The organism is Pseudomonas sp. H2_A10, from assembly GCF_054680085.1.
The window spans coordinates 2,002,629-2,016,017 of sequence record NZ_CP162821.1; the positions used below are offsets into that span (position 1 = coordinate 2,002,629).

Consider the following 13,389-nt stretch of genomic DNA (forward strand, 5'->3'; position numbering starts at 1 on the left):
CTCGACCCTGCCAACGGGTGCAGCGCTAGGTTCTCAATAGCGCTGTAAGGGGGTTATCCAATGCCAGTCAGTCACGCTGACTGGCATTTTTGTTTCTGGGTAAAAACCCTTGAGCGGTAAAGGCTGGCGCGGCATCAGAGAAACCGAGCTCGGATCAGATCCGTATCGAACGGTGTTACCCCTTGATCAGGTGCAAACACCGCCTGTGCCTGCTGCGGTGAATCCACCCGTTCTCCGCGTGCTCGAACATGTAAATCGAACAGCGTTTTCAGATCTGGTCTTGGTATGTGTACCAACGCTCGCAGCATCAACGATACTCCACTGAGGTTGTTGCTGACGTTGTTCCACCGCGCTGATGAGGCGAGCCCCAAATCGGCCCAGATCATGCGCCGTTCCTGCAAGTCCATCACGAATGGCAGGCAGATTCCTGTGTCGGATGCGATATCGATACGGTCGAACACGGAGCGCGGTTCGAATGCTTCACCCGACGCCACGTCGGCCCGAGCCATCCAACCGGCGAAGCATTCCGGAAGATCGCAGTACGGTTGCTCGGTGAATGAGTTGATAGACGTGACAACGTAGCGAATACCTTTCTCAATGAGGACATCAAGGTCGAGATCGATGAACTCCGAAGCGCCTTCGGGCGCGTCGATGATATCGCCGCTGTGGCAGCCGCCAAAATCTTTCAGATTGTAGTATGCGACCGTTTGTTTGAACGCGAAGTTGGCGTCGAAAAATGCCGCAGACAGGTCAATGTCTGTACGTCCGCTACCGTTCTTCCACCATAGGAACAGGCGAATAAAACGTGTATCAGGCATGGGCAATCGACTACCGCGCACGAGTGTACGCAACGACTTCGATGAAGCCCGTTGCGCCAGTGGAGCCCTATATTCTTTTAACGCTGGATCGACGAAGCAGCGGCTCTAGTGGCGGCAGCGAGGTAAAACGCGTTACGAGGGCGTCCTCGCAGATGCTGGCTGCACGAGCCAGCACGGTGGGATCGATAGGTTCGCGTCGATCCCTGATGCCGTAGATTTTGGCAAATGCGCCTTTCGGTATGAACGCCCTTAGCGGAAGGGGGCGGGGAGTGCGTAAGTGGGCCAGCAACTGCAGCAGAACAGGTGAGGACACCTGGCTTGCAATCGCCTCGAATGCGTCGAGAACCGACTCTGGTTCCGTCGCGCGCCGAAGAGTTACATCCAGCCGTCGTGCGAATTCACCAGGACGGCTCTGTAGCATCGGCGTCAGCGTGTCGATGTGACGCCGGGCGAGCAATGTTTCGACACGAGAACCAAATGAGGCGGGCGCTTCGTTGCGACGTGCTGCCCTAAGGGCGCCTAATGCTCTTGGGTACTTATCGGCGTAGTCGCCGGGATGCAACACTTCCGCCAGTCGTTTCCATCGCTCGGCATGGCGCATTAGGTCTTCTGTGGCGTGGGGGATATTGTCGAGCAAACGCAACAACAGACGGCGCGTCGAACGCTTCATCGCGGTGAATCGTGTGGTCGCAGTTGTCAGTGATACGTCTCCTCCACTCAGCGCGACTGCAAGTCGCAGCACGTCAGTGGCTGTTTCGACATTTCGCTCCAAGAAGGCTTCCACTCGCGTATCGTCGGCCACATGCACGAGCAGTGTGCCCCCCACCAGTGCCCGATTCTCCCGGAATGGTACGACCTCAGGCAGCAGGCGGAACACATCGCTTTTGTACGTTCGGATAAACCAGGCGACGTCGGCAGCTTCCTCTTCAGAGAGCGAGGTGCGCGATGAAACGAGCGGCTCGAGTAGTGACTCGAACTCAGAGACACTTCCCAATTCGATAACGCGAGATATGAAGTTGCCTTCAAGCATCGCAGGTCGAGAGTGCTCAGCCGCTGGTAAACGTCGAAGCGTGAGATAGTGCATGACGGCGTTAAGGTACAACTGCGCCTCTGATGCCGCCAGAACTTGCTCTGGAAAGTCAGGGTAAAACGGCCGATGGTGCACATGAGCGCCAGTTTCCCGCCGAAGTACTCCGACAATTTCACGCAGCCAGTGCTTGAGTTCGATCGCTGACAACATGCCGAGTCGCTCAATCAGAGGCTCCGCTAGTACGCATCGGAACGCCGTGACTTCCCGCACGGCAGACGCGACCTGAGCGCGCGTGGCTCCGCCAGTGCCCATCGGAACGTGAGCTTTGCATCGACGACGCAGGAACAGAGCCTGATTCATCCTTGATTTTCTCCCTTGGTCGCCGGCTTGGACGAACTGCAGCAGTGTTTTATTACTGATATAAAAACGCCTGCAGGAAGCAGGCGCGGTGTGGAGAGCGAAACCCCTAGGTCATAGGAGGTTAGAAGGAAGGTGTTTCATAGCCACGGCGGCATTCTACGTAAGGTCGTACTTGCTTGTCAGGTCGCGGTGTCTATCAACGGTAACAAGTTGCGTCGTCAGCAAATAGGGGTTGATAACCGACAAGTTGCCTGTCCACCGATGCGGTTGACTTGAATGATGGGAGCCCGGTTATTGGTCGGCATTCGCCAATAGGAAATATCCTGAAGCCAGCGTGATGGCGGTTTTTTGCGTAACATCGTTTAGCAAGTCTTGGCATCGCCGAGCCCTCTCATTTGTTTCATCTACCGTCTACGGCATCGCTTTTATTCGCGAAGGCGAAATGACGCGTCGGGCTGATATCGCGACCCTACGTGACATGATCATGCGCCGTGAGGTAGAGCCGGAGCGCTGGGAGCGTCGTTTCTCAAATGCGGATCTACACGATGATCTAGACGAGAACGAAATCAGGCGCGCCGCTCAGCAGGGTGAGAGGGGCGGTCACATCGACTCCGGGGCGGTATCAGAGCGCAGGTATTCCCCCATCGTGTAGAAATCTGGAACTCGGGCTCCTTACCCGACGGGGCAACAGCGGACGGCCTGAAAAACGGCCAGATTTCCATTCTGCGTAATCCGGACATAGCCCATATGCTTTATCTGCAAGGGCTCATGGAGAAACTTGGGCGTGGAGGAATGTTGATCAGCCATGCTTTCGCGGAGCAGGGTTTCCCGCCGCCGGAATGGCAAAGTGATGCCCAAGGCGTAACGTTGACACTGCGCACCCCGGAAGCTACCCCGGAAGTTATAAGGCTGCTCAACGCCTTGGATGGTGATTTGTCACGTAAGGAACTTCAGCTAGTTCTCGAACTTAAAGATGACGAGCATTTGCGCAAAAGCTACTTGCGACCTGCGTTGGCTGCCGGAGTGGTCGAGATGACACAGCCTGACAAGCCCAGCAGCAGCAAGCAGCGCTATCGGCTGACAGGAATTGGCTTGGGTTTGCAAAAACGGAAGCGAAAGTCCTGAGCAGGCTTTCACGATTGGAGCGCCCCAATTGGCAGGGCATGGCTGGGCAGTGACCAATCTTGCGCGAGGGGCGTGTGATCGACCGTCTAAGATCGCTCGTCATGCCGTTTGCCCCTCAACGTTCTGCAAAGATTGTCACCGTCGCGCCACATCCGAAAAATAAAACTTATCCAACGTATGCCGCGACTCGGTGTACTCGAATTGCCGTCCATCCTGCAAAAACGTCTGGTTACTCACCACGATCACATGACTTTGCCCTTCAAGGTCCAGGTGCGCCTGGTCGTCCTTGCTGCGGGGCAGGGCTTCGATGGTGCGTTGGGCGTAGCTGATTTGCAGTTGCAAGGTTTGCTCGATAAACGCGTAGATCGACTGTTCGGCAATCGTCTGGTCCAGCCCTGGGATCAGGTCGGCGACGAAGTGGTTGATGTCAAGGATCACCCGTTTGCCGCCGATGCGTCGTACGCGTTTGATGCGCGTGATGAGGGTGCCGGGTTCGGCCTCGATGTGTTGCAGCAGCGAACCTTCCAGTGGGAGTTGGGTGAACTCCACCACTTCGGTGTGTACGTCATCGCCCAGGTCGGCGTGGGTTTCGTGGAAGCTGACGATGCCGCCCAGTTGAAATTCGATCGGGTTGGGGGACAGCACGAAGGTGCCTTTACCGTGGATCTTTTGCGCAAAACCACGCTCCTGCAACTGCTCGATGGCCCGGCGTACGGTGCCTCGGCTCGCCTGGTAGGTGTCCATCAGTTCGGTTTCGGAGGGAAGGCGCGTGCCACGCTGCAGGCGTTCAGTGGTGATGCTGGCAAGCAGATCCGTATAGATCTGGTTGTATTTGCTCATGGGGATGGCTCTGTGCCCGACTTTGGTGAAGGTGGTTGCGCGTTCAGGCAGGAACCTTAGTGGTGCCGCTCGCGTTTGTCCATTAGACCCACGCATATCGATCAGCCTGCGAAACGCAGAATTTCAAACTCGTACAGACGAGTTGTTGCTTTAACTCGTACAGACGAGTACTTTTGCTCTCGGCGTGCTGCCAATGACTGCCCTCAAATAAAAAAATCAAAGTGGAAACCAAGCATGAGCCACGACTATTCGAACATTGCCCGCGAGATCCTCGGAAACCTCGGGGGCCGCGACAACCTTGAGCAAGCCGCCCACTGCGTGACCCGCCTGCGCCTGGCGCTCAAGGACCCGGGCCTGGTCAATAACAGCGCGTTGAACCAGGTTGATCTGGTCAAAGGTTCGTTCTTCACCGGCGGCCTGTTCCAAGTGGTGATCGGCCCTGGCCAGGTGGAAAAGGTCTACGCCGCCCTGCGCGAACAGACCGGCCTGGCGGCGTCCACCATTGCCGACGTCAAGAAAGCCGGTGGCGACAAGACCAACCCCATGCAGCGTCTGGTGCGGGTGTTTTCCGACGTGTTCATGCCGATCCTGCCCGCGCTGATCATTGCCGGCCTGCTGATGGGCATCAACAACCTGATGGGTGCCAAGGGCATGTTCATCGAAGGCAAGACGTTGCTGGAGGCCTACCCGAATCTGGATGGCCTGTGGAGCCTGATCAACCTGATGGCCAACACCTCGTTCGTGTTCCTCCCGGCGCTGGTGGGCTGGTCGGCGGCCAAGCGCTTTGGCGGCAGTGAAATCCTCGGCATCGTGCTCGGCCTGATGCTGGTACACCCCGACCTGCTCAACGCCTGGAACTACGGCAAGGCAGTGGCTGGGCTCGACGGCCAGAGCCTGCCGTACTTCGATATTTTCGGCTGGTTCAAGATCGAAAAAGTCGGCTACCAGGGCCAGATTCTGCCGATCCTGATGGCCGCCTATGTGATGAGCGTGATCGAGAAATGGCTGCGCGCCCGGGTGCCGAATGCCATTCAACTGCTCGTCGTGCCGATCACGACCATCGTCGTCACCGGCGTGCTGGCGCTGGCGATCATCGGCCCGGTGACCCGCCATCTCGGCATCCTGATCACCGAAGGCGTGGTCACCTTGTTCGATTTGGCGCCGATGGTGGGCGGGGCGATTTTCGGCCTGCTGTACGCGCCGCTGGTGATCACCGGCATGCACCACATGTTCCTGGCCGTGGACCTGCAATTGATCTCCACCCAGGGCGGCACTTTTATCTGGCCGATGATCGTGATGTCCAACCTGGCCCAAGGCAGCGCCGCGCTTGCGGTGTTCTACATGACCCGCAACGCGCGGGACAAAAGCATGGCCTCCACGTCAGCAATCTCCGCTTATTTCGGCATCACTGAGCCGGCGATGTTCGGGGTAAACCTGCGCTTCAAGTTCCCGTTTTATGCGGCCCTGGTGGGCTCGGCACTGGGCAGCATTTTCCTGTCGCTGAACAAGGTGCAGGCCTCGGCCATCGGCGTGGGTGGCTTGCCAGGGTTTATCTCGATCGTGCCGGGTGCCATCCCGATGTTCGTGATCGGCATGGTGGTGGCGATGGTCGTGCCGTTTGCGCTGACGTGCATGTTGAGCATGAAGATCGTGCGGCCTGGGTATCGGGTTGCCTGATCTACCGCCATTGGGGCGAGCCCCCTCTCACAGGTTGGAATGCATTTCAAAACGGTGGGAGGGGGCTTGCCCCCGATGAGGCCCTCAAAGCCAACACACCACCCACTCAAGGAACCCACCATGCAAAACTGGCAACACTCGGTGATCTACCAGATCTACCCCAAAAGCTTCCACAGCCACGCGGGTAACGCCACCGGTGACCTGCTGGGCATCGTGGACAAACTCGACTACCTCCAATGGCTGGGCGTGGATTGCCTGTGGATCACCCCGTTCCTGCGCTCGCCGCAGCGCGACAATGGCTACGACATCAGTGACTACTACGCCATCGACCCCAGCTACGGGACCATGGCCGACTGCGAGTTGCTGATCCGCGAAGCGGCCAAGCGCGGCATCAAGCTGATGCTCGATATCGTGGTCAACCACACCTCCGTCGAACATGTGTGGTTCCAGCAAGCGCGCAGCAGCCTCGACAACCCGTACCGCGACTTTTACATCTGGCGCGACCAACCGAACAACTGGGAATCCAAGTTCGGCGGCTCGGCCTGGGAGTACGAGGCGCAAACCGGGCAGTACTTTCTGCACCTGTTCGATCACACCCAGGCAGACCTCAACTGGGACAACCCGAAGGTGCGCGCCGAGGTGTTCAAGCTGATGCGTTTCTGGCGCGATAAAGGCGTGGGCGGTTTCCGCCTGGACGTGATCAACCTGATCTCCAAGCCTGCCGACTTTCCAGAAGACAGCAGCGACGGCCGCCGCTTCTACACCGATGGCCCCAACGTGCATGAATACCTGCAAGAGATGCACCGCGAAGTCTTCGAAGGTCATGAGTTGATCAACGTCGGCGAGATGTCCTCTACCAGCCTGGAACACTGCATTCGCTATTCGAACCCAGCGTCGAAAGAGCTGTCGATGACCTTCAACTTTCATCACCTGAAAGTGGATTACCCCAACCTGCAAAAGTGGGTGAAGGCCGACTTCGACTTCCTCCAACTCAAACGGATTTTCTCGGACTGGCAACAGGGCATGCAGGCCGGCGGCGGTTGGAACGCGTTGTTCTGGTGTAACCACGACCAGCCGCGAGTGGTCTCGCGCTTTGGCGATGACGGCGAATACCGCGTGGTCTCGGCCAAGATGCTCGCCACGGCGCTGCACTTCCTCCAGGGCACACCGTTTGTGTACCAGGGCGAAGAGCTGGGCATGACCAATCCGGGGTTTAACAGCATCGAGCAATACCGCGATGTGGAAACTCTGAACATCTTTCGTCTCAAGCGTGATGCCGGTGAGTCCGAGGCGTCGAGCATGGCGGCGATCATGCAGAAGTCCCGCGACAACGGGCGCACGCCGATGCAGTGGAGTGCGCAGCCCAATGCCGGTTTCAGCAGCGGTGAACCGTGGATCGGCATTCCGGCCAACGCGGCGCGGATCAACGTCGACAGCCAGCGGGATGATCCGGACTCGGTGCTGCATCACTACCGTGCGCTGATCGCCCTGCGGCGCCACGAACCGCTGATCCAGGCAGGCATTTACCGCGAACTGCTGCAAGACCACCCCCAGGTCTGGGCGTACCTGCGCGAAGGCGCCGCCGAGCGCCTGCTGGTGCTGAACAACTTTTATGGCCGGCCCTGCGAAATCCAACTGCCCGATGGTGTGATCGGCGCGGCGAGCGAGCAGCGCCTGTTGATCAGCAACTACCCCGATTGCCCGTTGCGCACGCGCACTGTGGTGTTGCGTCCGTATGAGTCCTTTGTGCTTCACCTCAAGCACTGACACCCGTTGTAAACCCCGTATGGGAGTGCGGGGCGCTTGACCCAAAACATAATAAAAATATCGGAGTGCTTCATGAAAACAACAATAAAGCTGGGCCTCGTTGCATCCTGCCTGAGCCTGCCGTTCGGCGCTCAGGCCCTGGAATTTGCCGGTTACTTGCGTAGCGGTGCAGGCACTTCGACAGGCAGCGGCCCGCAGCAGTGTTTCCAACTGCCGGGGGCGCAATCCAAATACCGTCTGGGCAACGAATGCGAGCAATACGGCGAACTGGAGTTGCGCCAGGACCTGCTCACGCTCGACGACGGCTCGGTGCTCAGCGTCGACGCCATGGCCTCGCTCTACAACAAGTACGACCGGGAGCTGAAGTTCCAGGGCGAGGACAACGGCTCGGCGCGCATGCCGCAGATGTACGCGCAATGGTCGAACCTGCCCGCCCTCAACGGCGGTTCGCTGTGGGCCGGTCGGCGTTACTACAAGCGTAATGACATCCATATCTCCGATTTCTACTACTGGAACCAGAGCGCCACGGGCGGCGGTATCGAGGACGTGCTGATCGGCGATCTCAAATACAGCTACGCGATTTCGCGCAAGGACAACCTGTACCAGAAGGAATACGCCACCCGTCATGACTTCAACGTCGCGGGTTTCAAGACCAACCCCGGCGGCGAGTTGGAGCTGGGCGCCAGCTACATCGAAAGGGCCGGTGGGCGCGACACCCACAGCGGCTGGGCCCTGACCGCGCAGCATGTGCAAAAGCCGTTTCTGGGCGGCAAGAACAAGTTCGCCCTGCAGTACGGCGAAGGCCCCGGTACCGGCCTTGGGTACACCGGCAATACCTTCTTGGACAAGAGCAGCAAAAGCTACCGCGCCGTGGAGTTTTTTGACTGGCAGGTAACCCCGCGTTTCGGTGGCCAGATCGAGGCCGTGTACCAGAAGGACATTCGTCCCGGCAGCCAGGACCAGACCTGGATGTCGCTCGGCGTGCGCCCGGCGTATGCGGTCAGTGAACAATTCAAACTGGTTGCCGAGTTGGGCCATGATCAAGTCGACGCCAGCGGCGGTACACGCAAGCTGAGCAAATTTACCTTCGCCCCCACCTGGTCGCCCAAAGGCCCGGATTTCTGGGCCCGGCCGGAGGTGCGCGTGTACTACACCTATGCGACCTGGAACGAAGCGGCCAAACGAGCGGCGAATGAACTGGCGGCGGGTTCGGCGTTGTCCGACACCGGTTCCTACGGCACCGCGCGGCATGGCTCGAACTTCGGTGTGCAAGTCGAATACTGGTGGAAATAAAGGCGGGCGGGGTAAGCCCCTCCCACAGCCGCTCCCTGTATTCACGGGATGTGAATCCGCCCAATGATTTTTACGGAACAAAACAGCAGGTGACCTCCATGACCCCATCTAAACCCTTGGAATTGCTGGCGCCCTTGTCGGGTGTGCTGCTGGAGCTGGGTCAGGTGCCCGACCCGGTATTCGCCAGCCGCATGATCGGCGACGGCCTGTGCATCGACCCCACCTCGCAGACACTCTGTGCGCCGTTGGCTGGCGTGATCAGCAACATCCAGGACACGGGGCATGCGGTGAGTATCACCGACGACAACGGTGTGCAGGTGCTGCTGCATATCGGCCTGGACACGGTGAACCTGGCGGGCAAGGGCTTCACCCGATTGGTCGAAGAGGGCCAGAGCGTGGAAGCCGGGCAGGCGTTGATCGAATTCGAGGCCGACTATGTGGCGCTAAATGCCCGCAGCCTGCTGACGTTGATGCTGGTGGTCAGCGGCGAACCGTTTACGCTATTGGCCGACGATGTGGTGGAGACCGGCCAGCCGCTGCTGCGGTTATCCCCCATTGAAGCCCTTGACGCGGTGGACGAGGAGGAGGGCGACGCACTGTTCTCCAAGCCGCTGACCTTGCCCAACGCCAACGGCTTGCACGCGCGCCCTGCGGCGGTGTTCGCCCAGGCGGCGAAGGGCTTCAACGCGAGCATCTACCTGCACAAGCAAACCCAGAGCGCCAACGCCAAGTCGCTGGTGGCGATCATGGCGCTGCAAACCGTGCAGGGTGATACGTTGCAAGTCAGCGCGGCGGGGCAAGATGCCGACGCGGCAATCACGGCATTGGTCGCGTTGTTGCTGCAAGGGTGCGGCGAGCCCGTCGTCGCACCCGCTGCGGTGGTTGCACCGCTGTTGTCGTCGACCTTGCTGACGGGCGTGTGTGCTTCGCCGGGTTCGGCGTTTGGCCAAGTGGTTCAAGTGCGTGAGCCCGAGCTGAACATTATCGAAGAGGGCACCGGTGAAGCCGCCGAACGCGCTGCGCTGGAACGCGGCCTGCGCGCCGCAACCGAGGCATTGCAAGCCTTGCAAAACCAAGCTGCCGGCAGTGCCCAGGCAGAGATTTTCCGCGCTCATCAGGAACTGCTCGAAGACCCGACGTTGCTGGAGCAAGCCCATGCGCTGTTGGCCGCTGGCAAGAGTGCCGCATTTGCCTGGCGCAGCGCCACGCAGGCCACCGTCAAACTGTTCCAGGGCTTGGGCAATACGCTGATCGCCGAGCGCGCTGCAGACCTGGCCGATGTCGGCCAGCGCGTACTCAAGCTGATCCTCGGTATTCAAGACAGCGCCTGGGATGTGCCCGAATGCGCGATCCTGGTGGCCGAACAGCTCACCCCCTCGCAAACCGCCAGCCTGGATACCCGCAAGGTGCTGGGCTTTGTCACCGTCGGCGGCGGCGCGACCAGCCACGTGGCGATCCTCGCCCGCGCCCTCGGCTTGCCGGCCATTTGTGGTGTGCCGGTTCACGTCTTGGCCCTGGCCAATGGCAAGCAGGTGCTGCTCGATGCCGACAAAGGCGAACTGCACCTGGACCCGGACCTGGCTGAGATCGAACACTTGGAAGCCGCGCGCCAACAGCAGGTTGTACGACACCAGCGTGATCTGGCGCAGGCGGCATTGCCGGCCACCACCCGCGACGGCCATCACGTGGAAATCACCGCCAACGTCGCTTCGTTGCAGGAAGTGCAGCAATCCCTGACTCTCGGCGGTGAGGGCGTGGGCCTGTTGCGTTCGGAATTCCTCTACCTGGACCGCAACCGCGCGCCGAGCCCCGACGAGCAGGCCGGCACTTACACCGCGATCGCCCAAGCCCTGGGCGCCGGGCGTAACCTGGTGGTACGCACCCTGGACGTCGGTGGCGACAAACCGTTGGCCTACGTGCCCATGGCGGCCGAGACCAACCCGTTTCTTGGCCTGCGCGGCATTCGCTTGTGCCTGGAGCGACCGGAACTGCTGCGCGAACAGTTTCGCGCGATCCTGGCCAGCGCCGGTTTTGCGCGGTTGCACATCATGTTGCCGATGGTCAGCCTGCTGTCGGAGCTGCAGCTGGCGCGCGAGATCCTTGAAGAGGAAGCGCTGGCGCTGGGGCTCAGTGAGTTACCGAAGCTGGGCATCATGATCGAAGTACCGTCTGCCGCGCTGATGGCGGATGTCTTCGCGCCCCATGTGGATTTTTTCTCCATCGGCACCAATGACCTGACGCAATACACCCTGGCCATGGACCGTGACCACCCACGCCTGGCCAGCCAGGCCGACAGCTTTCACCCGGCCGTGCTGCGCCTGATCGCCACCACCGTCACGGCGGCCCACGCCCATGGCAAGTGGGTCGGCGTCTGTGGAGCACTGGCCTCCGAAGCCCTGGCCGTGCCGGTATTGATTGGGCTGGGGGTGGATGAGCTGTCGGTCAGCGTGCCGTTGATCCCCACTATCAAGGCCGCCGTGCGGGAGTTGGCGCTGGCCGACTGTCAGGTCATCGCCCAGCAGGTGCTGGGCCTTGCGGAAGCGGCGCAGGTGCGTGAGGCGTTGCGCGTCTATCACGCGGCCACCGTCGAACCATCACCTGTGCTGGAGAACTGAGCATGTTGGATAAATTGAAGCAGGCGTTCTGGAAAGCCCTGACCCCGGATTTGATTGCGGAGACGGTAGCGGCGCCCGCGCCAGGCCTGGTGTCGGCGCAGGTGCTGGCGGCGCTGGGGGGTGTGGATAACCTTAAGTCGCAACAGCGTGTGGCGCTGACGCGGGTGCGCGTGCACCTGCAGGACCCGAACAAGCTTGATGCCGTGGCGTTAAAAGCGGCGGGGGTAGCGGGGGTGATGGTGCTAGCGGGCGGGGTGGTCCATCTGCTGACCGGCCTCCAGGCCGAATAGCGATCAGGACGTGGGAGGGGGAGGAGCCCTTCCTCCAGTGAGCATTCTTACAGTTGCGGGTTATCTTCCGGCGGCTTGGTCTTGTCTACGCCTGGAACATGCAAGTTGCCTTCGACCACCTGGTTGCCTTCGAGCTGCGGCTGGGTTACCCAGGTGAGGATGTCGTAGTAGCGCCGGATGTTCGCCACGAAGTGCACCGGCTCGCCGCCCCGGGCGTAGCCATAGCGGGTTTTGCTGTACCACTGCTTCTGCGACAGGCGCGGCAGCATCTTCTTTACGTCCAGCCACTTGTTCGGGTTCAGGCCTTCTTTTTTCGCCAGCAGACGCGCGTCGTCCAAGTGGCCGGTGCCTACGTTGTAGGCGGCGAGGGCAAACCAGGTACGGTCCGGCTCGGCGATGCTGTCGTCCAACTCATCCTTGATCTTGGCCAGGTACTTGGCGCCGCCCATGATGCTCTGCCTGGCGTCCAGGCGGTTGGATACGCCCATCGCCTGGGCGGTGTTCTGGGTCAGCATCATCAGGCCGCGCACGCCGGTCTTGGAGGTGACCGCCGGTTGCCACAGCGATTCCTGATAACCGATGGCGGCCAGTAAGCGCCAATCGACCTTTTCTTCCTTGGCGTAGGCGCGAAAGTGTTTCTCGTACTTGGGCAGGCGTTGCTGCAGATGCTGGGCGAAGGTGTAGGCGCCGACATAACCGAGTACATCGACATGTCCGTAGTAGCGATCCTTGAGACGCTGCAGGGTGCCGTTTTTTTCAACCTTGTCCAGGTAGCTGTTGATCTCGTTGAGCAGGCTGTTGTCTTCGCCGGGGGCTACGGCCCAGCTCTGGTTGCTGGCGTTGCCGAGGTCGAACGCCACGCGCACGTTGGGGAAGTACACCTGGTTCATCGCCACTTCGTTGGAGTCCACCAGGGTCAGGTCGATTTGCCCCTCGTCCACCATGCGCAGCAGGTCGACGACTTCAACGGCGTCGGACTCTTCGTATTCGATTGCAGGATTCTGCTTTTTAAGCTCAGCCAATTGTTCGGCGTGGGTGCTGCCCTTGAGCACCATGATCTTCTTGCCCGCCAGGTCCGCCGCGTTGGTCGGGCGCGACTGGCCGTTGCGGTAGATAATCTGCGGGGTGACTTCAAGGTAAGGGTGGGAGAACCGCACCTGCTGCTGGCGCTGCTCGCTGCTCACCAGGCCGGCGGCGGCGAGCACCGGGCCGTTGGGTTTGCTCAACTGGCCGAACAGGTCGTCGAGGTTGTCGGCGGTCTCTATCTCCAGTTTCACGCCCAGGTCGTCGGCAAAGCGTTTGACCAGTTCGTATTCGAAGCCGGTTTCGCCGTTACGGTCCTGGAAATACGTGGCCGGGCTGTTTCGGGTTATCACCCGCAATACGCCATCCTCCTTGATTCGCTCGAGCGTGCTGGGTTTATCAACACAGGCGCTGAGCAGCAAAAAGAGTCCGGTGGCGAAGAGCCATTTGGCGCATCGCGGGCGCAAAGCAGTTGGTGAGAACATCTGCGCAGTATACGCAAACGGCCCACGGCGCCATATCTCGACAGCGAGGGTCTTGTCTGCTAGCAC

The 13,389-nt window shown here is 60.1% G+C and carries 10 protein-coding genes; 6 read left to right on the forward strand and 4 right to left on the reverse strand.

Going from position 1 to position 13,389, the window contains the following annotated elements:
• Positions 1 to 134: 134 nt before the first annotated feature.
• Both AB4O23_RS09220 and AB4O23_RS09225 read right to left on the reverse strand, forming a co-directional pair.
• Positions 135 to 818: a TerD family protein gene (locus tag AB4O23_RS09220; protein ID WP_460069863.1), complete on the reverse strand. Its 684-nt coding sequence runs from the start codon at positions 816 to 818 to the stop codon at positions 135 to 137.
• 67 nt (positions 819 to 885) lie between these two features.
• Positions 886 to 2,208, reverse strand: a complete 1,323-nt coding sequence (locus AB4O23_RS09225; protein ID WP_460150442.1) for a hypothetical protein — start codon at positions 2,206 to 2,208, stop codon at positions 886 to 888.
• A gap of 654 nt (positions 2,209 to 2,862) precedes the next feature.
• Between AB4O23_RS09225 and AB4O23_RS09230 the strand changes: the two genes are divergently transcribed.
• Positions 2,863 to 3,333, forward strand: coding sequence for a Fic family protein (locus AB4O23_RS09230; RefSeq protein ID WP_241665020.1), 471 nt, complete (start codon positions 2,863 to 2,865; stop codon positions 3,331 to 3,333).
• Positions 3,334 to 3,468: 135 nt separating this feature from the next.
• Here AB4O23_RS09230 and treR read toward each other — a convergent pair whose 3' ends face one another.
• Positions 3,469 to 4,173, reverse strand: a complete 705-nt coding sequence (treR, locus tag AB4O23_RS09235) for a trehalose operon repressor (RefSeq protein WP_017529999.1) — start codon at positions 4,171 to 4,173, stop codon at positions 3,469 to 3,471.
• 234 nt (positions 4,174 to 4,407) lie between these two features.
• On the opposite strand from treR, the gene treP reads away from it, so the two are divergent.
• From treP to AB4O23_RS09260, 5 genes are all read left to right on the forward strand, one after another.
• The gene (treP, locus tag AB4O23_RS09240) at positions 4,408 to 5,850 is read left to right on the forward strand and encodes a PTS system trehalose-specific EIIBC component (RefSeq protein WP_460062933.1); all 1,443 of its coding nucleotides are present in this window, start codon (positions 4,408 to 4,410) and stop codon (positions 5,848 to 5,850) included.
• A gap of 120 nt (positions 5,851 to 5,970) precedes the next feature.
• Positions 5,971 to 7,617 carry an alpha,alpha-phosphotrehalase gene (gene treC / locus AB4O23_RS09245; RefSeq protein WP_065876678.1) on the forward strand — a complete coding sequence of 549 codons (1,647 nt, stop codon included), beginning with the start codon at positions 5,971 to 5,973 and terminating at the stop codon, positions 7,615 to 7,617.
• Positions 7,618 to 7,689: 72 nt separating this feature from the next.
• Positions 7,690 to 8,910 (forward strand): maltoporin, encoded by a 1,221-nt coding sequence (locus tag AB4O23_RS09250; protein WP_017529996.1) that lies wholly within the window; start codon positions 7,690 to 7,692, stop codon positions 8,908 to 8,910.
• A 98-nt stretch (positions 8,911 to 9,008) separates the two neighbouring features.
• Positions 9,009 to 11,525 (forward strand): phosphoenolpyruvate--protein phosphotransferase, encoded by a 2,517-nt coding sequence (ptsP, locus tag AB4O23_RS09255; protein WP_065876677.1) that lies wholly within the window; start codon positions 9,009 to 9,011, stop codon positions 11,523 to 11,525.
• A gap of 2 nt (positions 11,526 to 11,527) precedes the next feature.
• Complete coding sequence (locus AB4O23_RS09260; protein WP_065876676.1) at positions 11,528 to 11,815, forward strand: PTS transporter subunit EIIB; 288 nt, start codon at positions 11,528 to 11,530, stop codon at positions 11,813 to 11,815.
• A gap of 47 nt (positions 11,816 to 11,862) precedes the next feature.
• Here the strand turns inward: AB4O23_RS09260 and mltF are convergent, their stop codons facing one another.
• On the reverse strand, positions 11,863 to 13,323 hold the full coding sequence (gene mltF / locus AB4O23_RS09265; RefSeq protein WP_017529993.1) for a membrane-bound lytic murein transglycosylase MltF: 1,461 nt from the start codon (positions 13,321 to 13,323) through the stop codon (positions 11,863 to 11,865).
• Positions 13,324 to 13,389: the final 66 nt, after the last annotated feature.

Excerpts from the sequence above, each read along its gene's own strand:
- AB4O23_RS09220 (WP_460069863.1), bottom strand. The coding sequence starts at position 818 with ATGCCTGATACACGTTTTATTCGCCTGTTCCTATGGTGGAAGAACGGT.
- AB4O23_RS09225 (WP_460150442.1), bottom strand. The coding sequence starts at position 2,208 with ATGAATCAGGCTCTGTTCCTGCGTCGTCGATGCAAAGCTCACGTTCCG.
- treR (WP_017529999.1), bottom strand. The coding sequence starts at position 4,173 with ATGAGCAAATACAACCAGATCTATACGGATCTGCTTGCCAGCATCACC.
- treP (WP_460062933.1), top strand. The coding sequence starts at position 4,408 with ATGAGCCACGACTATTCGAACATTGCCCGCGAGATCCTCGGAAACCTC.
- treC (WP_065876678.1), top strand. The coding sequence starts at position 5,971 with ATGCAAAACTGGCAACACTCGGTGATCTACCAGATCTACCCCAAAAGC.
- AB4O23_RS09250 (WP_017529996.1), top strand. The coding sequence starts at position 7,690 with ATGAAAACAACAATAAAGCTGGGCCTCGTTGCATCCTGCCTGAGCCTG.
- ptsP (WP_065876677.1), top strand. The coding sequence starts at position 9,009 with ATGACCCCATCTAAACCCTTGGAATTGCTGGCGCCCTTGTCGGGTGTG.
- AB4O23_RS09260 (WP_065876676.1), top strand. The coding sequence starts at position 11,528 with ATGTTGGATAAATTGAAGCAGGCGTTCTGGAAAGCCCTGACCCCGGAT.
- mltF (WP_017529993.1), bottom strand. The coding sequence starts at position 13,323 with ATGTTCTCACCAACTGCTTTGCGCCCGCGATGCGCCAAATGGCTCTTC.